Here is a 26,439-nt window from a genome sequence, read left to right as displayed (position 1 = left end):
ACGACACAAAACTACGCGCTCTAGCCAGCGGCTGGCTTGGCGCAAAGTGCACTGGTTTTTGATTGTCAGTGCACTTGTGATGGCGGCCTGACAGCCGACCAGGATGTTGGTGACTGAGTACATATCCATTGCTGCGGTAACGGCCGCCTATGGTTTCGCCCTTACGGCGAGTCCCTTTTTCAAACGCCAAAAAGGAACCAAAAGGCTTTGCCCCACCACTCGGTGCCTCGCTGGGGCTCGGCATGCCAGAACGAAGGCATTGCTCCGTGGGTCGCCGCGATGGGCCGTCCCTGGCCCAGCGCGGCTAAACCGGCGTCCTGCCGGTTTACCCACTGCGCAATGCCTGCGTTCGGCCATCGTGGTTAATGGGGCGCCCAGATCAAAAACAAAAGCGAGGCGGCCTTAAAGCCGACCTGACTTTGACGGGTGTACCTGGATCCCCTGTAGGAGCGAGCATGTCGAATCGTCGCACCGTCGCGATGGTCGTCAACGATGACGCGGGGCACCTGGTAGCCCGCGGTGCCCTCAGGTTCATCGCGAGCATGCTCGCTCCTACAGAGGGTATGCGTATGGCTTCCGATCAGGCCGGCCGGTCGGCCGCCTCGCTTTTGATTGTGATCTGGCTTTTGATGTTCTTGCCCCCTCGAGAGGCCGAATGGAGGTTCTGCGCAGTGGGTAAACCGGCAAGGATGCCGGTTTAGCCGCGCTGGGCCATGGATGGCCCATCGCGGCGACCCACGGAGCAGGACCGGAGCGAGGGCATGCCGAGCCCTAGCGAGGCACCGAACGTCAGGGGCAAGAGCCCTTGGTTACTTGGGGCTCTTCCAAGTGACTCGCTGTAAAAGCGAAACCCTAAGTGGTCGTTACCGCAGGAATGGATATGTACACCTGAAAGAAATTGGTCGGCTGTCAGGCCGCCTTCGCGAGCAGGCTCGCTCCCACAACACGCGTGATATCAAGAGGGCTTGGGTGGGGCCGCATCCGACGGGGCTTTTGCCGAACCCTGCTTTTGCGCGCGCCACGTCGCCGGAGGCATGCCGAACTGGCTGATGAACCAGCGCGTAAACGAACTCGCCATCGAGTAGCCAAGCATGTCGGCAATGCGACTGAGCGAGTAATTCGGGTTGTCCAGGTAACGCAGCACCAGGTCGCGGCGCACGTCGTTGATCACATCGTTGAAGGCACAGCCATCATCCTTGAGGCGACGTTGCAGTGTGCGTACGTTCATGCCCTGGCTCTGCGCGACCTGTTCGATGGTGGCGCGGCCCATGGGCAGTAGCAGGTAGATGGCCTTGCGCACTTCGAACAGCATCGAAGTGCCCTGGTGGCTTTGCAGCGAATCGAGGTAGCTCTGGGCATAGCGTGCCATGGCCGGGTCGGCGTTGGGGTTGGTCATGTCCAGGCTGGCGCCGGCGCAGACGATGCCGTTGAACTCACTGCCGAATTCCAGGGTGCAACCGAACAGGCGGCGGTGCAGTTGAAGGTTGTCGGGGGCCTGGTGGGTGAAATTGACGCTGTAGGGATGCCAGTGTGAGCCGAGCAGGGCGGCGCACAGGCGGAACATCACGCCGATGGCCAGCTCGGTGGCCTGTCGACAGGGCATCGGCGATTCGGTGACCACCTCTTCGCGAATGATCACCATCTTGCCGGCCTCTTCAATGAAGATGGCCAGCGAGTCATTCATCAAGTGCCGGTAATGCACCACCACCTGCAAGGCATCGCGCAGCGTGCGCTGATGGCTGAGCAGCAGGCTGACCACGCCGAAGTCCGAAAGCTGGCGTGATTCGGCCATGCTCAAGCCGAAGGTCTGGCAGCCACTGGCAGCGGCTGAATCCTCCAGCAGGCGCACGGCGGAATCGATGGGGATGCGATGTTCCGGGGCCTGCAGCAAAGCCTTGGACAAGCCAACACTGGCCAGCAAATCGCGAGGGTTGAACCCCAGGTATTGGGTGACCTCCAGGTAGTTGGTCAAGACGGCGGCGCGAACAAGCTTGGTCATGCGAAGGTCTTTCCTGGGCCGATTGCAATTCAAGTGAGCGTGGCGACTATATCCAGCGCATCAGCAATTGCAACAGTTGTTAAGTGAGCGATTGCACCCGCCCATTGCTGTCCGATTTACCACTCTTGAACCTGCCTCATCGAGGCTCACCCATTGATTACAGTGACCCGCACAGAACTTGCTGAGATTTTCGACCGGTGGTCGCACCGCGCCATCACCGAAACGTTTGTCATGAAAAGAAAAGTGCCTGACGTCCAATGAAAAGCGCCTGGGGTGGGCGCTCTTTAATGTCAGTCCTACAAAAAGCCCCTGGCGACAGAGCCAGTCGAGTCATCGAGAAAGCGTAGGTGTTGAAGTGGACAAACTGCAAACTGCCGCAACCGTTCTGATCGTACCGGGCCTGCGTGAGCACGTCGCCGAACATTGGCAAACGTTGCTTGAAGCCAGGCTGAGCAAGGTACGTAGCGTGCCGCCGCTGGAGGCCGACAAGCTCGATTGCAACAAACGCGTGCAAGCGATCCAGCACGCACTGGAACAGATCGACGGGCCCGTGATCCTGGTCGCCCATAGCGCCGGTGTCCTGATGGTCGCGCACTGGGCCGCGCAGCATAGCCGGCCGATCAAGGGCGCGCTGCTGGCCGCTCCACCTGACCTCGATGCCCCTTGGCCGTCTGGCTACCCATCGCCGGAAACCCTGCGTAGCCAGGGGTGGGACCCTCTACCCAAAGGCCCGTTGCCATTTCGCAGCCTCGTGGCCGCCAGTACCAACGACCACCTCGCCAGCCTGCAAGCCGTTACGCACTTGGCCGAAGGCTGGGGCAGCGAGCTGCTCAACCTGGGTGATGTCGGTCATCTCAATCCTGCTGCCGGGTACGGGCACTGGCCGCAAGCCGAAGCCCTGATCCTCGAGCTGGATCGCTAGTTCAGGCGCCGGTTGGCCCGCGCCATCCGGTATCCGCCCCTATCCTGAAAAACGTAAACCCCTGGCACAAGGGGTTACGCGGGGCCTGCTGCGCTTAAAACAAATACAAAAAGGCGGAGACAACGCTATGCACCACAACAAGAGTCACGGGTTCACCGCTTCACGCTACACCTTGCTGGCCTCTGCCATTCTCGCGGCAACGGTGCCGACGGCCCATGCGGTCGAGATCGAGACAGGTAACCCGGACTGGAACGTTCGCGTGGATAACACCGTCAAGTACAACTACGGCGTACGCACCGAAAGCGCGGACAAACGTATGTTGGGCACGCCCAACAACAACGACGGCGACTACAACTTCCGTAGGTCTGGCACCAACATCACCAACCGCGTCGACCTGTTGACCGAGATGGACGTGGTCTATCAGAACCACATGGGCTTTCGCGTGAGCGCCGCCGGTTGGTACGACAAGGCCTACGAGAACACCGGTTCCAATTCCAACCCGTTCGTCAACGGCAACGGTTCGACCTCGGGCCTGATCGCCAACGACCCACGCCTGGCCGCAGTCACCAATGACAACGTCGGCAATGGCAGCCCGCACCTGAGCAACTATGCCCAGCGTTACTACACCGGTCCGTCCGGCGAAATCCTCGACGCCTTCGTGTTCTACAGCACCGAAGTGGGCGAGGAGTCGATGCTGAGCTTCAAGGCTGGCCAGCACAACGTGTTCTGGGGCGAGACCATTCTCAATCCGGTGCATTCGATCAGCTACGGCCAGTCCGGCCTGGACCTGGCCAAGCTGGCCGCGTCGCCTGGCACCGAAGCCAAGGAGCTGTTCGTACCGCGCAATCAGCTGTCGATGTCGTTCACCGTCAACCCTGAGTTGACCCTGGCGGCCCAATACTTTCTCGACTGGGATGAAGCGCGTCTTCCAGAAGCCGGCACCTACTACGGCGGTTCCGACCTGGTCGGTTTCGGCGCGCAGTCGTTCCTGCTGGGTAACACTAATGCTGTCGTGCCTGGCAGTCCTCTGGGTTGCGGCCTGGCGCCGTGCAACGGCTTGACCAACGTGCGTCGAGGGCACGACCTGACCCCGGACAAGCGCGGCGACTGGGGCCTCATGGCCAAATGGTCACCCGCCTGGCTGGACGGCACCCTCGGCGTCTACTACCGCGAAACCTCGGAAATCCTCCCGCAGGCCTGGCTCGATGCCCGTGGCCTGAGCTCGGCCAACCCGAACGGAACCCGGCCAGCCGGCCAGGTGCCCGCGGTCATCAACACCCTCAACTCGCTGAGCACCGCCACCTATCAGATGGCCTATGCCGACAACATCAAGATCGTTGGCCTGAGCCTGTCCAAGGACGTGGGCGGGGTGAGCGTGGGCTCGGACCTGAACGTTCGGCACAACATGCCGCTGGCCAGTATCCCGGCCGTCGTCAGCACCACCAGTCCCCTGGGCCTGGGCCAGGGGCTCGGCCTGCTGCCGGCACGCACACCCGGCACTGGCGTGATCTACGACACCCCGGAAAAGGGCGACAGCATGGCCGCCACCGGCGACACCCTGCACTGGACGGTCAACGGTCTGATGACCATGCCGAAAACGCCCGTGTTCGATTCGGCGACCCTGCTCGCCGAGTTGTACTACAGCAACTTGCTCAAGCTCGATAGCAAGAACGAAGCGCTCTACAAAGGCAAGGGCACCTACCACGGTATCGATCAGCCGACCCGGGACAACTGGGGCATCGCGGTCAACTTCACACCGACCTGGTACCAGGTGTTTCCCGGTGTCGATCTCAACGCGCCAATGTCCATCAACCTCGGTCTCGATGGCGTGTCACCGGTCGCAGGTGGCGGTGCCAAGGACACCGGTAACTACGCAGTCGGCCTCGGCGCCATTGTGTACAACAAATACTTCGTCGACCTGAAGTACGTGGACTCTTTCGGCAAGGCCGACAAGTGCAATGTCAGTGGCGTGAGTACTGGCCCGACCGGAGGTGACGGCGCTGCGCCGAATGCCTTCAGCGGCAACGAAAACTACGCCTGTTACGCCGGTGGCTACTCGTCCTTTTCCGGTGGTGGTGCCACGACTGAGGACCGTGGCGCCGTGTACCTGACGATGAAAACAACCTTTTGATGCACCACTGATTTGCTCAATGCAAGCAGGAGAATAACAAGATGAAATTCGTGAAAACCGTGTTGGCCGCTTCGCTGGCCATGGTCCTTGCCGCCCAGGTACAGGCCGCTGTTTCGACCCAGGACGCTGCCAAGCTGGGCACCAGCCTGACTCTTGTGGGCGCCGAAAAGGCCGGCAATGCCGATGGTTCGATTCCGGCCTACAACGGTGGCCTGACCACGCCGCCAGCCAGTTTCAAGGCGGGTGACAGCATGCGCCCGGACCCGTTTGCCAGTGAAAAACCGCTGCTGGTGATCGATGGCAAGAACGTCGACCAGTACAAGGGCATGCTCACCGCCACCACGGTGGAACTGGCCAAGCGCTTCCCGACTTTTCGTGTGGACGTGTTCCCGACCCACCGCACCGTTTCGCTGCCAAAAGCCATCCTCGATAACGGCGTGAAAAACGCCAGCGGTGCCAAGTCCCTCGAAGGCGGCCTGGCGATCGACAACGTGCTGCCGGGCGTGCCGTTCCCGATTCCGCAATCGGGCAACGAAGCGATGTGGAACTTCCTCTTGCGTTATCAGGGCGTGAGCATCAACTCCAAGTACGACTCCTGGAACGTTGACTCCGCCGGCGTGCCAAGCCTGGCCACCACCGGGCAGGCGTTCATTTCCTATCCGATCTACGAAAACCTGACGCAGCCAATCAGCAGCGCCGATGTGTACTACCAGATGAAGCTGTCCTACACCGGCCCGGCACGTCGCGCCGGCGAAGCGGTGATGCTCAAGGATGCGGCCAACCCGCTGCAGCAACCACGCCGCGCCTGGCAATACCTGCCGGGGCAGCGTCGGGTGAAGCTGGCGCCTAACCTGGCGTACGACACACCGAACCCAGGGACTGCGGGAGCGGGCACTTATGACGATGTGTTCGTGTTCAACGGTGCGCTGGATCGCTACGACTGGAAGCTGGTGGGCAAGCAGGAAATGATCGTGCCCTACAACACCTACAAGCTGACCTACGCCCAGGATCCGAAGTCGCTGACCACTGCCAACCACTTGGCACCGGACTTCGTGCGCTGGGAAAAACACCGCGTCTGGGTCGTGGAAGGCAACCTCAAGGCCGGTGCCCGGCACATTTATGCCAAGCGCCGCTTCTACCTCGACGAAGACAGCTGGAGCGCTCTGGCCTCGGATCAGTATGACGCCCGTGGCCAGCTCTATCGTGGTTCCTTCGCGTTCCTCAGCCAGAGCTATGACAAGCAGGTGCCGGACTCCACGCCTTTCATGATCTACGACCTGGTCGGGGGTTCCTACAACATCAACGGTGTAGTCGGCCCTTACGGCGGCATCAAGTACATCGATCCGCTCTCCAAGGCCCAGTGGTCGTCGGAATCCCTGGCCGGCAGCGGCATTCGCTAAGCAAACCGCAAGCAGACGCTCGCACGATCCACTGTGGGAGCGAGCCTGCTCGCGATGGACGTTAACGATGACGCGTGCTGTCGGGATGCCCGCGTCGCCCTCTGGTCCATCGCGAGCAGGCTCGCTCCCACATGACCTGCACGGCGCAAGGTTTGAACGTCAGGCACACCGATGTGTGTCCCGGCGCGGTTTTCCGAAGAGGACGCGGTATGTGTTCGAATAAGAATTATAGGCATGTGGCGTTTGGCGTTGTGCTTGGCTTGTTGCAGGGCATCACCCACGCAGCCGATTACGTTGATGTGCTGGACCTGCCTGCCAGGGTCAGTGCCTTGGCCCTCAAGAGCCCATTGTCTGGCATGGCCCGCGCCGGTGAGCGCGTGATCGCCGTCGGCCAGCGCGGCCATATCCTGTTCTCCGATGACGGTGGCAAGCACTGGCAACAGGCTGCCGTGCCGGTCAGTGCCGACCTCACCGCCGTGAACTTTGCCAGCGCTACCCAAGGCTGGGCGGTGGGCAATGACGGCGTGGTGCTGCACACGAGCGACGCTGGCGCGACCTGGAACAAGCAACTCGACGGTCGCCAGATCGGCGACTTGCTGGTCAAGCATTACACGGCGCTGGCCAGTGCCGAGCCGGGCAACGAACAGTGGCCGCTGCTGGTCGCCGAAGGTCAGCGCCTGCTAGAGCAGGGCGCCGATAAACCGCTGCTCGATGTGTGGTTCGCCAATGACCAGGTCGGCTATGTGGTCGGCGTGTTCAACCTGATCCTGCGCACTGACGATGGCGGCCAAAGCTGGACGCCGTTGCAGGATCGCACCGACAACCCGCAGGGCTTGCACCTCAACGCCATCGCCTCTACCGGCGACAACCTGTACATCGCTGGCGAACAGGGCCTGTTGCTCAAATGGGATGACCAGGTCCAGCGCTTCGCCGCCGTGCCAACGCCCTATCAGGGCAGCTTCTTCGGCGTCGTTGGCAAGCCTGGCGAAGTGTTGGTCTACGGCTTGCGCGGCAACGTGCTGCGCAGTACCGATGGCGGCCAGAACTGGAGCGCGCTGGACACAGGTCTGCACGTCAGCATCACCGCCGGCCTCGTCGATGCCCGGGGCAATTACCGCCTGTTCACCCAGGGTGGGCAGATGCTGGTCAGCCAGGGCTCGGGTGCGCAAATGCACCTGATGCAGCAACCGGCACGCACCCCGGTCTCCGGCGCCACCCAGTCCGCCGACGGCGCATTGGTGGTAGCGGGCAGCCGTGGCGCCCAGGTATTAGCCGCCGATCCAGCCCTCGAACCCTAAGAGCGAGAACCCAGACATGGGCAATATCAAACAAGACGCCATGCCGGTGATCCGCGAGCTGCGTGATTTCGACCGCCGCTCGGGCAACCTGCTCGAACGGCTGGTGTTCAACTACCGTCCGCTGTTCATGCTGCTGATGGCCTTGGCCACCGTGGTCCTGGGCTTCATGGCGGTGACCCGCCTGGAACTGCGCCCCAGCTTCGAAAAAATGATTCCGCAGAGCCAGCCGTACATCCAGAACTTCCTGGAGAACCGCCAGTCGCTGCGCGGCCTGGGCAACTCGGTGCGGGTGGTGGTCGAGAACACCCAGGGTGACATTTTCGACCCTCAGTACCTTGACGTACTCAAACAGGTCAACGACCAGTTGTTCCTCACTGAAGGCGTCGACCGTGCCTGGATGAAGTCCTTGTGGAGCCCGGCGGTACGCTGGACTGAAGTCACCGAGCAAGGCTTCCAGGGCGGCCCGGTGATGCCTGATACCTATGAGGGCAAACCTGAGCAAATCGAACAGCTGCGCCAGAACATTTCCCGCGCCGGCATCGTCGGCAGCCTGGTGGCCAGCGACTACAAGTCGAGCATGCTCGTCGTACCGCTGCTGGACAAGTCCGCCGCAGGTGGCCAGCGCATCAACTACCATCAGTTCTCGCAGATGCTTGAAGAGCAGTTGCGCGACAAGATCGAATTCGCCGGCGACAGCGCCGCGCGTAAATCCGGGGAAGAGGGCAAAGGCCCGTACAAGGTGCGGGTGATCGGTTTCGCCAAGCTGATGGGCGACCTGATCGACGGCCTGATCCAGGTGATGATGTTCTTCGGCCTGGCCGTGGTCACCTCGCTGATCATCATCTACGCCTACACCCGTTGTGTGCGCAGCACGCTGTTGGTGGTCGGCTGCTCGCTGATCGCGGTGGTCTGGCAACTGGGCATCGTCGCCTGGCTGGGCTACGCCATCGATCCGTACTCGGTGCTGGTACCGTTCCTGATCTTCGCCATCGGTGTGTCCCACGCCGCGCAGAAGATGAACGGCATCATGCAGGACATCGCCCGTGGCACCCACAAACTGATTGCCGCGCGTTACACCTTCCGCCGCCTGTTCATCGCTGGCGTCACTGCATTGCTGGCCGACGCCGTGGGCTTTGCCGTGCTGATGCTGATCGACATTCCGGTGATCCAGGACCTGGCGATCACCGCCAGCATCGGTGTCGCGGTACTGATCTTCACCTCACTGTTGCTGATGCCGGTGGCGCTGTCCTACATCGGCGTCGGCCGCAAGGCGGCCGAGCGTGCGCTGAAGATCGACAACCGTGCCGAGCACCACAAGGGCTTCGGCAAACTCTGGGACCTGCTCGATCGTTTCACCACGCGCAAGTGGGCGACGGGCGCCGTGCTGGTCGCGGTGCTGATGGGCATTGGCGGCTTCATGGTCAGCCTGCAACTGAAGATCGGCGACCTTGAAAGTGGGGCGCCGGAGTTGCGCGCCGACTCGCGCTACAACCGCGACAACGCCTACATCACCAGCCACTACGCGCTGTCCAGCGACCTGTTCGCGGTGATGATCAAGACCGCGCCAGAAGGCTGCCTGAACTACAAGACCCTGATCCTCGCTGACCGCCTGGCCTGGGAGCTGCAACAGTATCCGGGTGTGCAGGCGACGTCCTCGCTGGTCAACGCGGTACGCCAGATCACCGCCGGCACCTATGAAGGCAACCCCAAGCTCAACAGCATCCAGCGCAACCAGGACGTGCTGAACTACGCCGCCCAGCAAGCCTCGGTCAACTCGCCGGAGTTGTTCAACAATAACTGCTCGCTGATGCCGGTGATTGCCTTCCTCAAGGATCACAAGGCCGAGACCCTGGATGCGGTGGTGGCGATTGCTGACAAGTTCGCCAAGGAAAACAGTACTGACGATCGCCAGTTCCTGTTGGCGGCCGGCAGTGCCGGGATCGAAGCGGCCACGAACATCGTGGTGCGCGAGGCCAACCGTACCATGCTGCTGTACGTCTATCTGGCGGTAACCCTGTTTTGCCTGATCACTTTCCGCAGCTGGCGCGCCACGCTGGTGGCGCTGCTGCCGCTGGTGCTGACTTCGATCCTGTGCGAAGCGCTGATGGTGGCCATGGGCATCGGCGTGAAAGTCGCGACCTTGCCGGTGATCGCCCTGGGTGTGGGGATCGGTGTGGACTACGCACTGTATCTGCTCAGCGTGCAATTGCACTTCCAGCGCCAGGGCCTGCCGCTGTCCCAGGCCTACCGCAACGCCGTGTCGTTCACCGGTCGGGTGGTCGGGCTGGTCGGTATCACCCTGGCCGCCGGCGTGGTGTGCTGGGTCTGGTCGCCGATCAAGTTCCAGGCCGACATGGGCATCCTGCTGACCTTCATGTTCCTGTGGAACATGCTCGGTGCGCTGATCCTGATTCCCGCCCTGTCGTACTTCCTGCTGCGTGAACGGGCACCGCAACCCGGCGCTGTTGCGGCAGCCGAAATCATTGAATCCACTGAACGTCCCGGCATGCCCCATGCCGTGACCACTTCCGAGTAAGTCAAGATGTCTGATTACAAAGCTCCCCTGCGCGACATGCGCTTCGTACTCAACGAGGTCTTCCAGGTATCCCGGCTGTGGGCCAGTTTGCCTGGCCTGGCCGACGTGATCGATGAAGAAACCGCTGCCGCCATCCTCGAAGAAGCCGGCAAGATCAGTGGCGAAGTCATCGCACCCTTGAACCGCGCGACCGACGAGCAGGGCTGCACCTGGAACAACGGTTCGGTGACCGCCCCGGACGGTTTTGCCCAGGCCTATCAAGCCTTCGCCGAAGGCGGTTGGGTCGGTGTCGGCGGAGATCCGCAGTACGGTGGCATGGGCATGCCCAAGGCCATTTCGGCCCAGGTCGAAGAGATGGTCAACTCGGCCAGCCTGTCGTTTGGCCTGTACCCGATGCTGACCGCCGGCGCCTGCCTGTCGATCAAGGCGCACGCCAGTGAAGAACTCAAGGCGCGTTACCTGCCGAACATGTACGCCGGCACCTGGACCGGTTCCATGTGCCTGACCGAGGCCCATGCCGGCACCGACCTGGGCATGATCCGCACCCGCGCCGAGCCCCAGGCCGATGGCAGCTACAAGGTCAGCGGCAGCAAGATTTTCATCACCGGCGGCGACCACGACCTGACCGAGAACATCATCCACCTGGTTCTGGCGCGACTGCCGGATGCCCCGGCGGGCCCAAAAGGCATCTCGCTGTTCCTGGTGCCCAAGGTGCTGGTCAACGCCGACGGATCGCTGGGTGAAAACAATGCGCTGTCCTGCGGCTCCATCGAACACAAGATGGGGATCAAGGCGTCGGCCACCTGCGTGATGAACTTCGACGGCGCCACCGGCTGGATCGTCGATGCGCCGAACAAGGGGCTGGCGGCGATGTTCACCATGATGAACTATGAGCGCCTGGGCGTGGGCATCCAGGGCCTGGCGCAGGGCGAGCGTTCCTACCAGAACGCCGTCGCCTATGCCCGTGATCGCTTGCAGAGCCGTGCACCTACCGGCGCGCAGAACAAAGACAAGGCCGCCGACCCGATCATCGTCCACCCTGACGTGCGGCGCATGCTGTTGACCATGAAGGCCCTGAACGAAGGTGGCCGTGCGTTTTCCAGCTACGTGGCCCTGCAACTGGACATCGCCAAATACAGCGAAGACCCGACAGCCCGCACCCGTGCCCAGGAACTGGTGTCGTTGCTGACCCCGGTGGCGAAGGCATTTCTCACCGACATGGGCCTGGAAACGACCCTGCACGGGCAGATGATTTTCGGCGGCCATGGCTACATTCGTGAGTGGGGCCAGGAGCAACTGGTGCGCGACGTGCGCATCACGCAAATCTACGAAGGCACCAACGGCATCCAGTCTCTGGACTTGGCCGGGCGCAAGATTGTCGGCAGCGGCGGGACGCTCTACCGGCTGTTTGCTTCGGAAATCCGCAACTTCACCGCCAACGCCAGCGCCGAACTTGATGAGTTCACCCAGCCGTTGAACGCCGCCGTGGACACCCTCGATGAACTGACCGCGTGGCTGCTGGATCGGGCCCAGGGCAACCCGAATGAAATCGGCGCGGCCTCGGTCGAGTACCTGCACGTGTTCGGCTACACCGCGTACGCCTACATGTGGGCGCGCATGGCCAAGGCCGTCGTGAGCGGCGATGCCGAAGACGATTTCTACACCAGCAAGTTGGCCACCGCGCGTTTCTACTTCGCCCGGTTGCTGCCGCGTATCCACTCGTTGAGCGCATCGGCCAAAGCCGGTAGCGACTGCCTCTACGAGCTGCAAGCCGACCAGTTCTAAAGGACAAGGAACCTTAATCATGATGGCGACAAAAATAATTCCACCCGCCGAAGGCGCCTATGCCTATCCCTTGCTGATCAAGCAATTGCTGCTGTCCGGGGCGCGCTACGAACCGGGTCGGGAAATCGTCTACGCCGACAAACTGCGCTACAGCTACCAGACCCTCAACCAACGCATTCGCCGCCTGGCCAATGCGTTGACCGCGGCCGGGGTCAAGGCCGGTGACACCGTGGCCCTGCTTGACTGGGACAGCCACCGCTACCTGGAATGCTTCTTCGCCGTGCCGATGATTGGCGCGGTGCTGCACACGGTGAACATTCGCCTGTCGCCGGAGCAGGTGCTGTTCACCATGAACCACGCCGAGGACGACGTGGTGCTGGTGCATGATGACTTCCTGCCGCTGGTGGAACAGATTCAGGGCCGGTTGACCACGGTCAAAGGCTTTGTGCAGCTCACCGAAGACCAGGCATCCGATACTTCGTTGCCGGTGCTGGGTGAGTACGAGCAGTTGCTGTCCCAGTGCCCGGACCAGTACGAGTTTCCCGATTTCGACGAGAATTCGGTAGCGACGCTGTTCTACACCACCGGCACCACCGGTGATCCCAAAGGCGTGTATTTCACCCATCGCCAATTGGTCTTGCACACCTTGAATGCCGTGGGGACATTGGGCGTCTACCAGGGGACGCCGCTGCTGCGTTCCGATGACGTGTACATGCCGATCACGCCGATGTTCCATGTGCATGCCTGGGGCGTGCCTTACGTCGCGACCCTGATGGGCATCAAGCAGGTGTACCCCGGCCGCTACGAACCCAACAGCCTGGTCCGGCTTTATCAGGAGGAGAAGGTGACCTTTTCCCACTGTGTGCCGACCATCCTGCAAATGCTCCTCACCTGTGAGCAAGGCAAGTCCGCCGATTTCAATGGCTGGAAAATGCTCCTGGGCGGCAGTGCGCTGCCCTTGGGTCTTGCCAGCGAAGCCAGTGCCAAGGGCATGGTGGTGCACGCCGGCTACGGCATGTCGGAAACCTGCCCGCTGCTGTGCCTGACTTACCTGCGCGATGAAGACCGCAAGCAATCGGCCCAGGCGCAACTGCCGACACGCATCAAGACCGGTACGCCGGTGCCGATGGTCGACCTGAAAATCATCGATGCCAGTGGCAATGACGTGGTCCATGACGGCGAGTCCCTGGGCGAGATCGTGGTGCGCGCGCCGTGGTTGACCCAGGGGTACTTGAAAGAGCCGCAAAAAGGCGCCGAATTGTGGCAGGACGGCTGGTTGCACACTGGCGACATGGCTTCCATCGACCCGTTGGGCGGTGTGGAAATCAAGGATCGCATCAAGGACGTGATCAAGACGGGCGGGGAGTGGATCAGCTCCCTGGAGCTGGAAAGCCTGATCAGCGAACACCAGGCGGTGCTGTCGGTCGCGGTGGTGGGCATTGCCGATGAGCAATGGGGTGAACGGCCCATGGCCCTGGTGGTGTGCGAGCCGGGACAGTACCTGGACCGCAAGATCCTCGAGGCGCACCTGCAAGGGTTCGTCGAGCTCGGTCGGATCAATAAATGGGCGATTCCCAAGCAGTTCAAGTTCGTGGCTGAGATTCCCAAGACCAGCGTCGGCAAGATCAACAAGAAGCTGATCCGGGAACAGGCGCTTGCCTGAGCAACCGTGACGCACAACCCACTGTAGGAGCGAGCATGCTCGCGAGAAACCCGAGAGCACCGCGGGGTGTCAGGTAGCCAGCGTCATCGTTGACGACCATCGCGAGCATGCTCGCTCCTACAGGGGGCCTTCGGCACGTCCCCTTTCGATGAAAATCCCCCCGGTCGTTTTTCAAAAACCATGAGGTTGCGTACCTCATTGCGACAACTCTTATCCCTCTACGGAAATTACTTTCATCTCGTTTGAAGTTCGTGCCTCGAAATGTTCTAAGAGTTTCACAAATATTTCGACGTGACCCTCTTGAGGAGTACCGCATGTTCAAACGAGCAATTCCCGCCGCCATTCTGTTGTTCGGCGGTTCGATCGGCGCACAGGCAGCAGAGCCCGGCGCACGCGGCTTTCTGGAAGACAGCAAGGCCAGCCTTTCCATGCGGACCCTGTACTTCAACAGCGATAACCGCGACGGCAGCGCAGACCCTTCCAAGACCGAAGAGGCGGCCCAGGGTTTTGTGCTGCGTTATGAGTCGGGATTCACCCAAGGCACCCTGGGGTTCGGGCTTGATGCCCAGGCGTTGCAAGGGATTACCCTGGACAGCGGCGCTGGTCGCCACGTCGGCAGCGGCATGATTCCCTCGAAGGGCGACGGTGCGGCCGATGCCTGGAGCAGCTTCGGTCCCACGGCGAAGATGCGCATCGCCAAGACCGAACTGCGTTACGGCACGTTGTTGCCGAAGCTGCCGATACTGCTGTCCAACGATGCCCGCGTGCTGCCGCAATCGTTCACCGGCGGCCAGGTCACGTCAAAAGACATCGATGGCCTGACCCTGACCGGCGGGTTGCTGGAGCACGCAGTCGGTCGTGCCTCGACCGATCGAACCGGCCTGTCGGTTGCGGGCGGTACCCGGGAGAGCAACAAGTTCTATTTCGCCGGGGGCGACTACGAGGTGACCAAGGCGCTGAAGGCACAGTACTACTTCGCGCAGCTGGAAGACTTCTACAACCAGAACTTCCTCGGCCTGACACACAGCCTGGCCATCGACAGTGCAAGCGCCATCACCACGGACCTGCGCTATTTCCGCACCACCTCCAGCGGTGCCAACAGCTCCGCCGCAGGTAGAGCGCAAGGCTATCGCGTCTCGGGTTACACCGATGACAACAACGGTGAAATCGATAACGACACCTGGGCTGCCATGGTGACCTATACCAACGGCGGACATGCCGTGGCGCTCGGTTACCAGCAAGTGGGCGATGGCAGCAACTTCGTCCAGCCCAACCAGGGCAGCCTGGTGGACAAAGGCGCGGGTGGCGGCAGCGTCTACCTGCCCACCGATCGCATGATCCAGAACTTTGCCCGCGCCGGGGAGCAAACCCGTTTCGGTCAATACACCTATGACTTCGCGCCCCTTGGAATCCCGGGCTTGAAGGCGTCAGTGGCGTATCTCAAGGGCACGGACATCAAGGCGCAAAACGCTGCGGATCAGTCTGAGTGGGAGCGTGATATGACGCTGGACTATGTGATTCAGTCGGGTTCGTTCAGGGGGCTTGCCTTCAGTGTGCGTAACGGCAAGTCGAACACCGATGCCGGGCGCAATGTTGAGCAGAATCGGTTCATCATCAACTACTCCCTCTCACTGCTATAACGGCCGCTACACCCTCACGGCGAATGAAATCCCGGGTAACCGACCAATCAGCGGATTCACTCGATCCACTGTAGGAGCGAGCATGCTCGCGATGGAGGTCAACGATAACGCGGGGAGCCTGGCCCCCCGCGGTGCTCTCAGGTTTTTCGCGAGCATGCTCGCTCCTACGATGCCCAACCTGACCGCCACTCAATAAACATCCCGCAAATAACGCTTCTGCTCACTCATCTTGCGCCAGTAGTCAGCGGCGCCTTGCGAGTCCAGTCCACCGTGGTGCTGCGCGACCTGGCGCAAGGCCTGGTCGACGTCCTTGGCCATGCAGCTGGCGTCGCCACAGATGTACAACCGGGCGCCGTCCTGCAGCCAGCGCCAGAGTTCGGCGCCTTGTTCGCGGATGCGGTCCTGCACGTAGATTTTCTCGGCCTGGTCACGGGAAAACGCCAGGCTTAGTTGCGTCAGCAGGCCATCGTGTTGCATGCCTTGCAATTCGTCGCGGTAGTAGAAGTCGCTGGCGGCGTGCTGTTCACCGAAGAACAGCCAGTTCTTGCCCTGGTCGCCCCGCGCCCGGCGCTCCTGCAGGAAGGCGCGGAAGGGCGCGACCCCGGTGCCGGGCCCGATCATGATCATCGGCACATCACCTTCGTTCGGCACGCGAAAGTGTCTGGCTGGCTGGACGAAAACCGGTACCTCGGCGTCCTGCGCGCGGTCGGCGAGGAAGGTCGAGGACACGCCCTTGCGCTTGCCGTAGCGCACCGCCGCCACGGTCAGATGGACTTCCCGTGGATGCGCCTTGGCGCTCGAAGCGATGGAATACAGGCGCGGTTGCAAGCGCTTGAAGGTGCCCAGGAGCTCGCTCGCCGAGCAGTCCAGCGGATATTCCTGCAGTACGTCCGCCAGTTGCCGGCCCCACAACCATTCTTTCAACTGGGCCTTATGCTCAGTCCCCAGCAACTGTTTCAAACCGGGATTGGCGCTGCGTTCGGCGATGAAAGCCAGGGTGTCGCTGTTGGGCCGGGCGATTTCGAAGTGTTCGGTCAGTGCCTGGCGTAACGACACTTCGGCGCATTGATCGACATTTACCAGGGTCTCGCCATTCAACCGGGTCAAGTCGAGCAACTCGTCGACCAGTTCCGGGCAATTGCGCGGATGGACGCCCAGCGCGTCACCCGCCTCATAACCCAGTCCCGAATCCGCCAGGTCCAGGGAAAACATGCGGGTTTCCTTGTGCGGGCTCTGGCGGTTCAAGTGAAGATTGGCCAGCAGCCGCGAAGCATGGGGCTTGGCCTTGCCGGGTGTCTGGGCAGCGCTGGCGGCAGTGTGGCTATGCGCGACGACCACAGCTTCGGGCCTGAGCGTCTTCTGCAATTGCGCCAGCCAGGTATCGGCGCGCTCCTCGAATTCGGTGTCGCAATCGACCCGTTCCAGCAGGCGGGTGGCGCCCAGTTCCTGCAGGCGCTGATCGAGCTGTTTGCCGTGCTGGCAGAATCGGTCATAGGCCGGATCACCCAGGGCCAGCACCGCAAAGCGCAAGGACTCCAGACGCGTCTGGGCGGTGCTGAGGGTGTGCCAGAAACCTTCGCCATTGTCCGGCGGATCGCCATCGCCGAAGGTGCTGCTGATCAGTGCCAGATTCTGCGTGCTGGCCAACTTGCTGGCGGGGAAGTCGGCCATCGCGCTCAGCTCCACGGCGAAGCCGTTATCGCGCAGGCGCGCGGCCAGGCGCTCGGCCAGGGTTTCGGCATTGCCGGTTTGCGACGCCCAGAGCAAGGTCACCGCGGGGGCATTTTCTGCAACGGCGGGCGCCAAAGTTGCAGCATGATCAGCTACACCCGCATCAACCCGACTGAACAAACCGCCCAGGAGCCCGTCCAGCCACAGACGAGTCTCGGTGGCCAACGGCGCGCTGGGCGGCAGCACCGGCACACCAGCCGCCTGGCGACCGGCCGGGGATTGCAGGCCACTGAGAAAACCGGCGAGGTAGGTGCGTTCACTGTCGTTCAATGGCGGGGAGGGCAGGCAACGGATGCCCGCGAGATCGGCAAAGGTCTCGATGCTCGACATGGCGAGTTCCTCTGGTAAGGGGGATGAGTCGACGGTGGCCGGCGCTGGCGTTTGCAGGAACTGATGGTCGATCAGTTCGACACGTTGCAGGGCGACCGCACAGAATTTGAATTCGGGCTGCTGCGAGATCGGGTCGACGGCATCGTTGGTCACGGCATTGATCGCCAGGTTCTCGCCAAACACATCGTTCCAGTGAAAAGGCGCAAAACAGTTGCCCTGGCGCACGCGGTCGCTCACCAGCGCAGGCAACACGGCCCGACCTCGTACCGAACGTACCTCGACCGGGTCCTTGTCCTTGATGCCCAGGGCGCTGGCATCCTCGGGATGGATCTCGACGAAGGGGCCCGGATTGAGCTTGTTCAGGGTCGCCACCTTGCCGGTCTTGGTCAGGGTGTGCCACTGATGCTGCAAGCGCCCGGTGTTGAGCACGAAGGGAAAGGCTTCATCCGGCATTTCAGCGGGAGCCATGTGCGGACGGGCGAGAAAGATGCCTTTGCCGCGCTCGGTGGGGAAGACGATCGTCGGCTGGCTGCCGTCGGCTTCGACCCTGAGTGCCTGACTCTCGCCATTGTTGAGGTAGCGAATCGGATTGCGTTCCGCCGCGCTAGCGCTGGCGCAGGGCCATTGCAAGGGTTTGTTGCGCAGGCGCGGGTAGCTGGCGCCGCGAATGTCATAGCCGGTCTTGGGGTTCCAGGCGCGCTTGATCTCTTCGAACACCGCGTCGGCAGTGCTGTAGGTGAACGCCGCGGCGAAGCCCATTTCGCAGGCCACCCGGGCGATGATCTGCCAGTCGGGCAGCGTCTCGCCCGGGGGCTCCACGGCTTTTTGCATCAGCGTCAGGTTGCGCTCGGAGTTGATCATAACGCCCTCGGCCTCGGCCCAGAGCGCGCCGGGCAGCAGGATGTCGGCGTAACGGTTGGTCTCGGTGTCGAGGTAGGCGTCCTGGGTGATGACCAGCTCGGCCGCCTGCAGGCCGTCGATCACTTTCTGGCGGTTGGGGCCCGACGCCACCGGGTTGGTGCAGATGATCCAGCAGGCCTTGATCCGTCCTGCGCTCATGTCTTCGAACATCGACACGGTGCCGCCACCTGCGTTGCGCGGCAGTCGGTCGCGGGGGATGCTCCACAAGTTCTCGATGAACGCGCGGTCCGCCTCTACCAACAGCGAACGCTGGCCGGGTAGGCCAGGCCCCATGTAGCCCATCTCACGGCCACCCATGGCGTTCGGTTGCCCGGTCAGGGAGAACGGCCCGCTGCCCGGCCGGCAGATCGCCCCGGTGGCCAGGTGCAGATTGCACAGGGCGTTGGTGTTCCAGGTGCCGTGGGTGCTCTGGTTCAGCCCCATGGTCCAACAGCTCATCCACTGTGCGGCTTCGCCGATCCATTGCGCGGCCTGGCGAATGTCCGCCTCGGGCAGACCGGTGAGGTGTGCGACCTTGGCCGGCGGATAGTCCTCGAGAAATTCCGGCATGGCCTCCCAGCCTTCGGTGAACGCCGCGATGAACGCCGGGTCGGTGTGGCCGTTTTTCACCAGCAGATGCAGCAAGCCATTGAGCAATGCCAGGTCGGTGCCCGGCTTGATCGGCAGGAACAGGTCGGCTTTGTCCGCGGTGGCGCTGCGCCGTGGATCGACCACGATCAACTTCGCGCCGGCCTTGACCCGGTCCATCATGCGCAGGAACAAAATCGGGTGACAGTCGGCCATGTTGGCGCCGATGACGAAAAACAGGTCCGCCTGGTCGAAGTCCTGATACGAGCCCGGAGGGCCATCAGAACCGAGGGAGAGCTTGTAGCCGCTGCCGGCGCTGGCCATGCACAGGCGGGAATTGGACTCTATGTTTGCGGTTCCGACAAAACCCTTGGCCAGTTTGTTGATCAGGTATTGGGCTTCCAGCGACATTTGCCCGGACACGTAGAACGACAATGCATCGGGGCCGTGGCGATCGAGGGTGTCGCGCAGTCGGTTGGCCGTCTCGCTGATGGCTTTATCCATGGCAATGCGCACCGGATCGCGGCGGCGTTCCTGGCGCAGGTAGGCGTGTTCCATCCGGCCCGACTCGGCCATGGCCTGGCCGCAGGTGGTGCCCTTGGTGCAGAGCCTGCCGGCGTTGCTCGGGTGCTCCTTGTCGCCGCTGACCTTGACCACGCGGTTGTTTTCGACCTGCATGACGATGCCGCAGCCCACACCACAATAGGGACATACACTGCGTACGGTTTTGCTTGTCATCCTCGTCCCTCGAATCTTTTGCCGGCCGTTGCCGATGCCGGAAACAAAAAAGGCGCCATGCGGCCCACCGTCAGAAAAAACGGGGGACACACGGCGCCTTTGTCGTATGCATGCAATCAGCGTTGACTGCAGGGTTGAGGTGTTCCTAGCAAGTCACGCGCCAAAAATGCCCTTGAGGTCGTGATCGTTGTCGATGCGCAGGCGGGCGGGGCTACGCGCGCAGGGCTTTGACGGATGAAAAGCGCGGTCTTGTGCGGATCGCCGGCGAGGGGAGTGCAGGAGGGAAATCGTTGAACAGCGGTTCAAATGAACGGTGCAGCACCGGTTGCCTGCACTTTTATAAAGCGCCATGTGCACCCAGGTGCACCAGTCGGTGGCGGCGTCGGGACTGGCGCCTGTGTCGCGCCAGTCCCGACCGGGTTATCACTTGCCCAGCGGTGGCGTGCGCGGTGGAATCAAGCGCTTCGAACCACAGGCCTCGAACGCCGACGCCAGGCGCAGCAGGCTCGAGTCGTCATAGGCGCGACCGGCAAAGGTCAGCCCCACGGGCATGCCGATGTCCGGCATGACACCCATCGGCACGGTGACTGTCGGCACACCCAGGTGACGTATGGCGAGGTTGCCGTTGGCCACCCATACACCGTTGCTCCAGGCGATGTCCGCCGCTGCCGGATCAACGTCGGCATTGGCCGGGCCGACGTCGGCGACCGTCGGGAAAATCACTGCATCGAGCCCCAGTCGGTCCATCCACTGTTCAAGATCGATCTGGCGGGTCTGTTCCAGGCCGCGCAGGCCATCAGGCACCGTCGGGATCTGGTCCCACGGGGTAATGCCGCGCTCGGCCATGCGCACGTACTCGTCCATGCCGGCGGCCAGGTCGCCTTCGCGGTTGGGCAGGGTGCCCGGGTCGTGCGGGAAAATCAGTGGCCCATCGACATCCACCAGACGGTTCAATTTCGGATCGCCGTTGGCCTGCAGGAAATCGTCGAACGCCCAGGCCGTCAGGTCCCACAGCTCGTGATGCAGGAATTCCTTGGACACGATCCCGCGATTGAACACGGTCGGTGCACCGGGGCGATCGCCTTCACAGTTGGAGACGAGGGGAAAATCGACCTCGACGACTTCGGCGCCGGCGGCCTGCAAGGCCTGGCGTGCCTGTTCCCAGAGCCCGATCACCGAAGGCCGGGTGTGGATGCGCTGCCCGGTCGGGCCGCCGATGCCAGGGGCTTCACTGGTGCCGGCTTCAGGGTCGGCGTTGATGTACATGCGCGGAACGCCCAGGCGCTTGCCGGCCAGTGCCGCGGCATTGGCGGCCAGGTCCTGGTAAGACGCGGGGCGGACCGAGGCGACGGGTGGAATCGGCACCCAGGGTTGCATGCGCCACAGGTCGCCGCGGGTGTCGGGGTCCTCGGCCACCACCACGTCAAGCACCTCGAGCAGGTCGGCCATGGTCCTGGCAAACGGCACGACGACGTCCATGGTCGGCGTCAACGGCCAGTTGCCGCGCACCGAGATCACGCCGCGTGACGGCGTGTAGGCACACAAGCCATTGTTGGACGCAGGGCCGCGACCGCTCGACCAGGTTTCTTCAGCCAGGCCGAAGGCGGCAAAACTCGCGGCGGTGGCCGTCCCTGCGCCGTTGGAAGAGCCCGAGGCGAAGGGGGCGGTGAGGTAGTCGGCGTTGTACGGGCTTTCTGCGCGGCCGTACACGCCACGCTGCATGCCGCCGTTGGCCATCGGCGGCATATTGGTCTTGCCCAGGCAGATGGCACCGCCAGCACGCAAGCGCTCAACGGTGAATGCATCGCGATAGGCGACCAGGTCCTTGAAAGCCGGACTGCCGGAGGCGGCGGTGAGCCCCTTGACCAGATAACTGTCCTTGGCCGTATAGGGGATGCCATCGAGCGGGCCCAGCGTTTGGCCCTTGGCTCGACGGGCATCGCTGGCCTGTGCCTCTTTCAAGGCGTCGGGGTTGCGCACCACCACCGCGTTGAGCGCGGTGGGCGTCTGGGGCGTGTCGTAGGCATCGATCCTGGCCAGATAAGCCTGGACCAGCTCAACGGCAGTGGTCTGGCCGGATTCGAGCGCAGCGCGCAGTTGGGCAATGGAAACTTCGGTGACTTCGATCATGCGGTGACTGCCGAGTGTTGATGGGGGATGCGCTGAGTGAGGCATCCGGGTACGCCCGTCATGTTAGCACCGCGCTCGTCGAAGTCAGCGATCGACTTGAAGACGCAGGCGCTGGTTCACCGGATTGAAACAGGTGCGCAAATGGTCGATGACCTGGTCGATCGAAGGCCCTTCAATGGCCGGTAGTTGCGAGTTCTCGCCAAATTCACGCCAGATGAACAGGGTCATTTCAGCGCCATCGGTCAGTGTACGCGCGGCGGCGCTGGTGCCGAAGTTTTCCAGCAGCCGGTAGCGCTCATCCTCCCAGAACTGGTCCTCGACCCACTGGTAGACCGGTATGTAATGAAAATGGATGGGGAAGCGTGGGTCATGGCCGAAGCGGCTGATATAGAGCCACTTGGGCTTCAACTCCGCTTGCAGGGTTTTCTGGATGCTGGCGAGCAGCACGCCCATCTCCACCAAGGCCTGCTCGGGCAGGTCGGACAGCGAATTGGCGTTGTGCCGGGTGCCCAGCACCAGATAGCCGGGGAGCGCCGAAGACATATGGTGGTTGAGGATCCAGTGGGCGGTTTCATGAATGATGAAACGGGGTGCGATGTCCATGGGTCTATGTCCGTTGGCGAAACTGCCGAAGGGGGCGAGTGGGGGTGGCCACGATCGATTCTAAATCCAGCATTGCGCGGTGCGATACGCTTTTTGCGCCGAGTCCATGAGCAGGGCCCACAGGGTTTATGGCACTGTGCCCTTCAGGTACTGGCAATGTAGGGGTAAACATTGCTCGCGACCACTGGACAAGGGTGTAGCAGGGTAATGCTTTGGTATGAGGCGGGCAGGGGCCGCCAGCCGAGCATGGCAACGGGTTTCACAGGTTCAGCTCGATCACATGGGCGGCATTGAATCGAGCATTTTCATTGACGCCCTCTTTGGCATAGCCCCGGGCATTGCAGATGACCCGGGTGTCGCCGATCCGGTAATCGAAGCTGCCATGGGTATGGCCATGCAGCCAAAGCGCGGGCTGCCACGCCTCGATCCGCGCCTGCAGGTCTGAGACGAAGCTTGCGTTGATCGGCGAATCGGCGAACGCCGGGCTGATGCTCGACCGGGTCGGCGCGAAATGCGAGATCACTACCGTGGGGATGCCGGGGTCGGCGGCAAAACATTCTTCCAGCCAGGCGACCGTCTGCATGAACAGCATCTGGGAAAGGGCCGGCGTGAACAGGTCTGGGAAGTCAGGCGCAACCTTGATGCGGCTGAAGTCGCGGATCAGCCGGGTGGCCATGTCGATACCCTGCGCCCGATCTTCCGCTCGATCGAAGAGACGGTAGTCTGACCACAGGGTACAGCCCAGGAAGCGTACGCCGTGATGAACGTATGCGGTGCGTTCCAGGACGTGGATCGGAGTGCCTTGCGACAACCTGTGCAACTGCTCGTAGGTAGAGATCAGGTCACTGCCATAAAATTCGTGATTGCCCGCCACATACAACACCGGGGCCGGGCTTGACCTGGCCCAGTCGATGGCCGCGGCCGGTCGGGAAATGTCACCGGCCAGGACCACGATATCGGCCTCCACAGCCGGGAATGGCATGGCGTCTACGGACAAGTGGATATCGGAAAGCAAGGCGATGCGCATGGAACGGTTCCTGACAGGATTGAACGTCGTCGGCTGGTTACTTGAGAGGATGACGCACCAGAATCGATTCGTCGATCCGGTCGATGGCGGTGACGCCTGTCAAGGTCATCGCCACGCGCATTTCCTTGGCGAAAATATCCAGCATGTTTTCCACCCCGCGTTGACCGTCGGCCGCTAAGGCATAGGCCATGGAGCGTCCCAGGAGTACCCCCTTTGCTCCCAGGGCCAACATGCGCACCACGTCCAGTCCCGAGCGGATCCCCGAGTCGACCAGCACCTTGAGGTCATCGCCGACCGCTTGCATGATAGGCGGCAAGGCTTGGGCCGTGGAGAGCACGCCGTCCAGCTGGCGGCCGCCGTGGTTGGAGACGACAATGCCGTCCGCACCAAAACTGACCGCATCCCTGGCATCCTCAGGGTCGAGAATTCCCTTGATGATCATCGGGCCCTTCCAGAAATCGCGAATCCACTCCAGGTCGCTCCAGCTGATCGAGGGATCGAAGTTGTTGGCCAGCCAGCCGATGTAGTCTTCGAGGGTAACGGCCTTGCCGAGATACTTCGAGACATTGCCCAGGTCATGCGGGCGGCCCAGCAGGCCGACGTTGAGAGCCCAGTCGGGTCGCGTCATGGCCTGCAGTATGCGCCGGGACGATGCGTAGGGACCGGACATGCCCGAATGGGCATCGCGATAGCGAGCGCCGGGTGTGGGCATATCGACCGTAAACACCAGGTTCTGCACGCCGGCAGCCTTGGCGCGTTCCAGCGCATTTCTCATGAAGCCCCGGTCCTTGAGCACATACAGCTGGAACCAGATGGGCTGCCGACTGTTGGCGCAGACTTCTTCGATCGAGCATACCGAGACAGTGGACAGGCACAGCGGGATGCCTTTTTTCTCGGCAGCCTTGACCGCCTGCACCTCGCCCCGGCGGGCGAACATGCCCGTCAGGCCTACCGGCGCCAACACGATGGGCATCGACAGTGGTTGATCGAACAGGGTGGTTTGCAGGCTCAATGCTTCGACGTTCTTGAGGATACGTTGGCGCAGGCTGACCTGCGTCAGGTCGGCGCTGTTGGCCCTCAGCGTATGCTCGGCATAGGCTCCGCCATCGATGTAGTCGAACAAAAAACGCGGGAGCTTGCGCCGCGCTGCCTCGCGATAATCGGATGCGGACGAAATGATCATATGGCCGATGCCTCGGGCTGATGAGGGACGGTGACGTCTGTCGAGCGTGAACGCAGATTAGCCCATGCAATCGCATCCCTGCAGAAAATGCCATTCAAACTGTTTGTGGCTGCAACATGGACGAAACATAACGCGCCTATGATCCGCCTCAACCAAAACTCAGGGAACGACCCATGAATCGGCCATCAAGAAGCCTGCGCAAACTGCTCGACGCCGTCGCCACCAACAATGAAGGCGCGGCGTTGGATGTGATGCGTGCAGCTGAACAGCTCAAGGACGAAGTGTTGCGCCAACGCTTGCTCAACCTGATTCATCGACTCAACCAGGACGCCATTGACTTGCGGATTGCGCGGGATGAGATTCAGGGGGGTGGGATCAAGTTGGCGTGAGGGGCGCCCGTCAACTTGCTGAAAGGGTGCCAGGGGGCAGCCGATCCAGGTCACGTCATCCGTCCACTCCTGGCGCAAGGTGGTCTCACCAAAGATGGCGTCAGCCGAAATGGTTGTTGGGTTGCCGAATTTTAGTAGCGAGCATGTCGAATCGTCGCACCGTCGCGATGGAAGTCAACGATGACACGGGGGAGCCTGACACCCCGCGGTGCCCTCAGGTTTTTCGTCGGAACGCCGCCCGGAGCATGCTCGCTCCTACAGGATTGCCCACTGCGCAGAACCGGATTTTGCAGGTATACCGATCCCCTGTGAGAGCGGGCTTGCCCGCGAAGGCGGCCTGACAGTCGACCAATCTCCCGCGGCTGTCCACGATCCAGGCAATATCTGTAGGAAGAATACGAGGCGACATCGCCCTGCCATTTCAAACGCCGTATGATGCGAGCCTCATTGTCGATAAGGACGTCGCCATGTCACCAAACAAGGCTTGCCCCGTCATCCTCTCCAGTACTATCGGGCCACGCATCCTTCTGTTCCGCCACCCCCTTGCGCCGGGCATTCACGCTTGGCCTCATGTACAGGAGAGTTGATGCATGAACAGATTCAGGATTCGCGAGCTGAACAGCATGGATGCGGACGCCTTGCTGGCCTTCGAAATCCACAACCGTGCATGGTTCGAATCGCATATTGATGCGCGCGACCCTTCTTTTTACTCATCGCAAGGCGTCGCCGAACATATCGAAGGCTACTTGTCCGGTTTTGCCATCGGCACCTGGCATCCGTTTGTTATTGAGGACGGCAGCGGAACAATTGTAGGGCGGGCAAACTTGAAAGGCATAAACCCATCGACCGGTTGCGCAGAGGTTGGCTATCGGATCGGTCGCGACGCCTGCGGGCAGGGCCTGGCGACACAGGCGCTCAGGCATCTGATCGAGCAAGCGCAGGCGCGTTGGCAACTGACGCAACTGGTGGCTTATGTATTCAAGGAAAATGTGGGCTCAAAAAAAGTGCTGTCCCGGTGCGGATTCAAGCTTGAACAACCCCGCAGCAACGAAGAACCGGAAGCCGAATGCCGATTCGTCCGCGCGCTTGTTCCAGACACTAATGCACAGTGATCGCCCAGGTGATGAACCCTGCAATGGCCGTGGTACAGGTCAAGGCGATAAGGAAAAGAATGTCGACCAGTTTTTCCAGGAAGTGATTGCGGTTCACGTTGCTGGTGCGCAACGCCCAGTAGGACAGCAGCGTGGTAATCAAATACAGGATGGCGTTTATCGCAAGAAAGTCATCACCCAGGGAGTCTTCACTTCTCAGCGTGGTAACCACCTGGAAAATACCGATGACCGTAATGCATACGCCCACCATGGCCGCTGAAGCGGTAAAGACATGCACGCAGATATCTTCATTCAAACTGACCGGCGATTTTTTTTCGTTCATGTCATTTCCCGT

17 protein-coding genes and 1 pseudogene are annotated in these 26,439 nt (G+C 61.8%); 10 read left to right on the top strand and 8 right to left on the bottom strand.

Annotated elements, in window-relative coordinates; all coding sequences use genetic code 11:
- Positions 1-955: 955 nt before the first annotated feature.
- Positions 956-1,999, bottom strand: coding sequence for an AraC family transcriptional regulator (locus QLG10_RS08625; protein ID WP_020800028.1), 1,044 nt, complete (start codon positions 1,997-1,999; stop codon positions 956-958).
- A gap of 355 nt (positions 2,000-2,354) precedes the next feature.
- Here QLG10_RS08625 and QLG10_RS08620 point away from each other — a divergent pair, with 355 nt between their 5' ends.
- The 7 genes from QLG10_RS08620 to QLG10_RS08590 all read left to right on the top strand — a co-directional run bounded on the left by QLG10_RS08620 (position 2,355) and on the right by QLG10_RS08590 (position 13,734).
- A complete protein-coding gene (locus QLG10_RS08620; RefSeq protein WP_020800027.1) occupies positions 2,355-2,921 on the top strand; it encodes an alpha/beta hydrolase in 567 nt (188 codons plus the stop codon).
- A gap of 127 nt (positions 2,922-3,048) precedes the next feature.
- Positions 3,049-5,052, top strand: a complete 2,004-nt coding sequence (locus QLG10_RS08615; RefSeq protein ID WP_110751159.1) for a DUF1302 domain-containing protein — start codon at positions 3,049-3,051, stop codon at positions 5,050-5,052.
- A gap of 41 nt (positions 5,053-5,093) precedes the next feature.
- On the top strand, positions 5,094-6,452 hold the full coding sequence (locus tag QLG10_RS08610) for a DUF1329 domain-containing protein (protein ID WP_020800025.1): 1,359 nt from the start codon (positions 5,094-5,096) through the stop codon (positions 6,450-6,452).
- A 209-nt stretch (positions 6,453-6,661) separates the two neighbouring features.
- Entirely contained in the window at positions 6,662-7,750 is a 1,089-nt protein-coding gene (locus QLG10_RS08605; protein WP_110751163.1) for a YCF48-related protein, read from the top strand.
- A gap of 16 nt (positions 7,751-7,766) precedes the next feature.
- Positions 7,767-10,286 carry an MMPL family transporter gene (locus tag QLG10_RS08600; protein ID WP_188264080.1) on the top strand — a complete coding sequence of 840 codons (2,520 nt, stop codon included), beginning with the start codon at positions 7,767-7,769 and terminating at the stop codon, positions 10,284-10,286.
- A 6-nt stretch (positions 10,287-10,292) separates the two neighbouring features.
- The gene (locus QLG10_RS08595) at positions 10,293-12,071 is read left to right on the top strand and encodes an acyl-CoA dehydrogenase C-terminal domain-containing protein (RefSeq protein ID WP_188264079.1); all 1,779 of its coding nucleotides are present in this window, start codon (positions 10,293-10,295) and stop codon (positions 12,069-12,071) included.
- 19 nt (positions 12,072-12,090) lie between these two features.
- Positions 12,091-13,734 carry a fatty acid--CoA ligase gene (locus QLG10_RS08590; RefSeq protein WP_282486822.1) on the top strand — a complete coding sequence of 548 codons (1,644 nt, stop codon included), beginning with the start codon at positions 12,091-12,093 and terminating at the stop codon, positions 13,732-13,734.
- Between the two features lie 13 nt (positions 13,735-13,747).
- Here QLG10_RS08590 and QLG10_RS29605 read toward each other — a convergent pair.
- Positions 13,748-13,843: pseudogene (locus tag QLG10_RS29605) on the bottom strand (outer membrane lipoprotein carrier protein LolA); the annotation flags it as partial.
- 205 nt (positions 13,844-14,048) lie between these two features.
- On the opposite strand from QLG10_RS29605, the gene QLG10_RS08585 reads away from it, so the two are divergent.
- The gene (locus tag QLG10_RS08585; RefSeq protein WP_110751171.1) at positions 14,049-15,374 is read left to right on the top strand and encodes an OprD family porin; all 1,326 of its coding nucleotides are present in this window, start codon (positions 14,049-14,051) and stop codon (positions 15,372-15,374) included.
- A 189-nt stretch (positions 15,375-15,563) separates the two neighbouring features.
- On the opposite strand, the gene QLG10_RS08580 is transcribed toward QLG10_RS08585, so the two are convergent.
- The 5 genes from QLG10_RS08580 to lldD all read right to left on the bottom strand — a co-directional run bounded on the left by QLG10_RS08580 (position 15,564) and on the right by lldD (position 24,604).
- On the bottom strand, positions 15,564-19,661 hold the full coding sequence (locus tag QLG10_RS08580) for a bifunctional nitrate reductase/sulfite reductase flavoprotein subunit alpha (RefSeq protein ID WP_282486820.1): 4,098 nt from the start codon (positions 19,659-19,661) through the stop codon (positions 15,564-15,566).
- 423 nt (positions 19,662-20,084) lie between these two features.
- Complete coding sequence (locus QLG10_RS08575) at positions 20,085-21,791, bottom strand: amidase (RefSeq protein ID WP_282486818.1); 1,707 nt, start codon at positions 21,789-21,791, stop codon at positions 20,085-20,087.
- An 84-nt stretch (positions 21,792-21,875) separates the two neighbouring features.
- A complete protein-coding gene (locus QLG10_RS08570) occupies positions 21,876-22,394 on the bottom strand; it encodes a hypothetical protein (RefSeq protein ID WP_020800054.1) in 519 nt (172 codons plus the stop codon).
- Positions 22,395-22,653: 259 nt separating this feature from the next.
- Positions 22,654-23,421, bottom strand: coding sequence for a metallophosphoesterase (locus tag QLG10_RS08565; RefSeq protein WP_188264074.1), 768 nt, complete (start codon positions 23,419-23,421; stop codon positions 22,654-22,656).
- A 37-nt stretch (positions 23,422-23,458) separates the two neighbouring features.
- The gene (gene lldD, locus QLG10_RS08560; RefSeq protein ID WP_282486814.1) at positions 23,459-24,604 is read right to left on the bottom strand and encodes an FMN-dependent L-lactate dehydrogenase LldD; all 1,146 of its coding nucleotides are present in this window, start codon (positions 24,602-24,604) and stop codon (positions 23,459-23,461) included.
- A gap of 173 nt (positions 24,605-24,777) precedes the next feature.
- On the opposite strand from lldD, the gene QLG10_RS08555 reads away from it, so the two are divergent.
- Together QLG10_RS08555 and QLG10_RS08550 are read left to right on the top strand one after the other, a co-directional pair.
- Positions 24,778-24,993 (top strand): hypothetical protein, encoded by a 216-nt coding sequence (locus QLG10_RS08555; RefSeq protein ID WP_110751179.1) that lies wholly within the window; start codon positions 24,778-24,780, stop codon positions 24,991-24,993.
- A gap of 590 nt (positions 24,994-25,583) precedes the next feature.
- Positions 25,584-26,105 (top strand): GNAT family N-acetyltransferase, encoded by a 522-nt coding sequence (locus QLG10_RS08550; RefSeq protein ID WP_188264072.1) that lies wholly within the window; start codon positions 25,584-25,586, stop codon positions 26,103-26,105.
- Here the strand turns inward: QLG10_RS08550 and QLG10_RS08545 are convergent.
- Entirely contained in the window at positions 26,092-26,427 is a 336-nt protein-coding gene (locus tag QLG10_RS08545; RefSeq protein WP_110751187.1) for a hypothetical protein, read from the bottom strand. The two genes, QLG10_RS08550 and QLG10_RS08545, sit on opposite strands and share 14 nt — an antisense overlap.
- Between the last annotated feature and the right edge of the window lie 12 nt (positions 26,428-26,439).

Origin of the sequence: Pseudomonas sp. V98_8, assembly GCF_029967975.1 — a bacterium.
Taxonomy (GTDB): Bacteria; Pseudomonadota; Gammaproteobacteria; order Pseudomonadales; family Pseudomonadaceae; genus Aquipseudomonas; species Aquipseudomonas umsongensis.
This window is presented reverse-complemented; position numbering and strand designations above follow the sequence as displayed.

Coding starts and splice junctions, on each gene's coding strand:
- QLG10_RS08625 (WP_020800028.1), bottom strand. CDS start 1,999: ATGACCAAGCTTGTTCGCGCCGCCGTCTTGACCAACTACCTGGAGGTC.
- QLG10_RS08615 (WP_110751159.1), top strand. CDS start 3,049: ATGCACCACAACAAGAGTCACGGGTTCACCGCTTCACGCTACACCTTG.
- QLG10_RS08610 (WP_020800025.1), top strand. CDS start 5,094: ATGAAATTCGTGAAAACCGTGTTGGCCGCTTCGCTGGCCATGGTCCTT.
- QLG10_RS08605 (WP_110751163.1), top strand. CDS start 6,662: ATGTGTTCGAATAAGAATTATAGGCATGTGGCGTTTGGCGTTGTGCTT.
- QLG10_RS08600 (WP_188264080.1), top strand. CDS start 7,767: ATGGGCAATATCAAACAAGACGCCATGCCGGTGATCCGCGAGCTGCGT.
- QLG10_RS08595 (WP_188264079.1), top strand. CDS start 10,293: ATGTCTGATTACAAAGCTCCCCTGCGCGACATGCGCTTCGTACTCAAC.
- QLG10_RS08590 (WP_282486822.1), top strand. CDS start 12,091: ATGATGGCGACAAAAATAATTCCACCCGCCGAAGGCGCCTATGCCTAT.
- QLG10_RS08585 (WP_110751171.1), top strand. CDS start 14,049: ATGTTCAAACGAGCAATTCCCGCCGCCATTCTGTTGTTCGGCGGTTCG.
- QLG10_RS08580 (WP_282486820.1), bottom strand. CDS start 19,661: ATGACAAGCAAAACCGTACGCAGTGTATGTCCCTATTGTGGTGTGGGC.
- QLG10_RS08575 (WP_282486818.1), bottom strand. CDS start 21,791: ATGATCGAAGTCACCGAAGTTTCCATTGCCCAACTGCGCGCTGCGCTC.
- QLG10_RS08570 (WP_020800054.1), bottom strand. CDS start 22,394: ATGGACATCGCACCCCGTTTCATCATTCATGAAACCGCCCACTGGATC.
- QLG10_RS08565 (WP_188264074.1), bottom strand. CDS start 23,421: ATGCGCATCGCCTTGCTTTCCGATATCCACTTGTCCGTAGACGCCATG.
- lldD (WP_282486814.1), bottom strand. CDS start 24,604: ATGATCATTTCGTCCGCATCCGATTATCGCGAGGCAGCGCGGCGCAAG.
- QLG10_RS08555 (WP_110751179.1), top strand. CDS start 24,778: ATGAATCGGCCATCAAGAAGCCTGCGCAAACTGCTCGACGCCGTCGCC.
- QLG10_RS08550 (WP_188264072.1), top strand. CDS start 25,584: ATGAACAGATTCAGGATTCGCGAGCTGAACAGCATGGATGCGGACGCC.
- QLG10_RS08545 (WP_110751187.1), bottom strand. CDS start 26,427: ATGAACGAAAAAAAATCGCCGGTCAGTTTGAATGAAGATATCTGCGTG.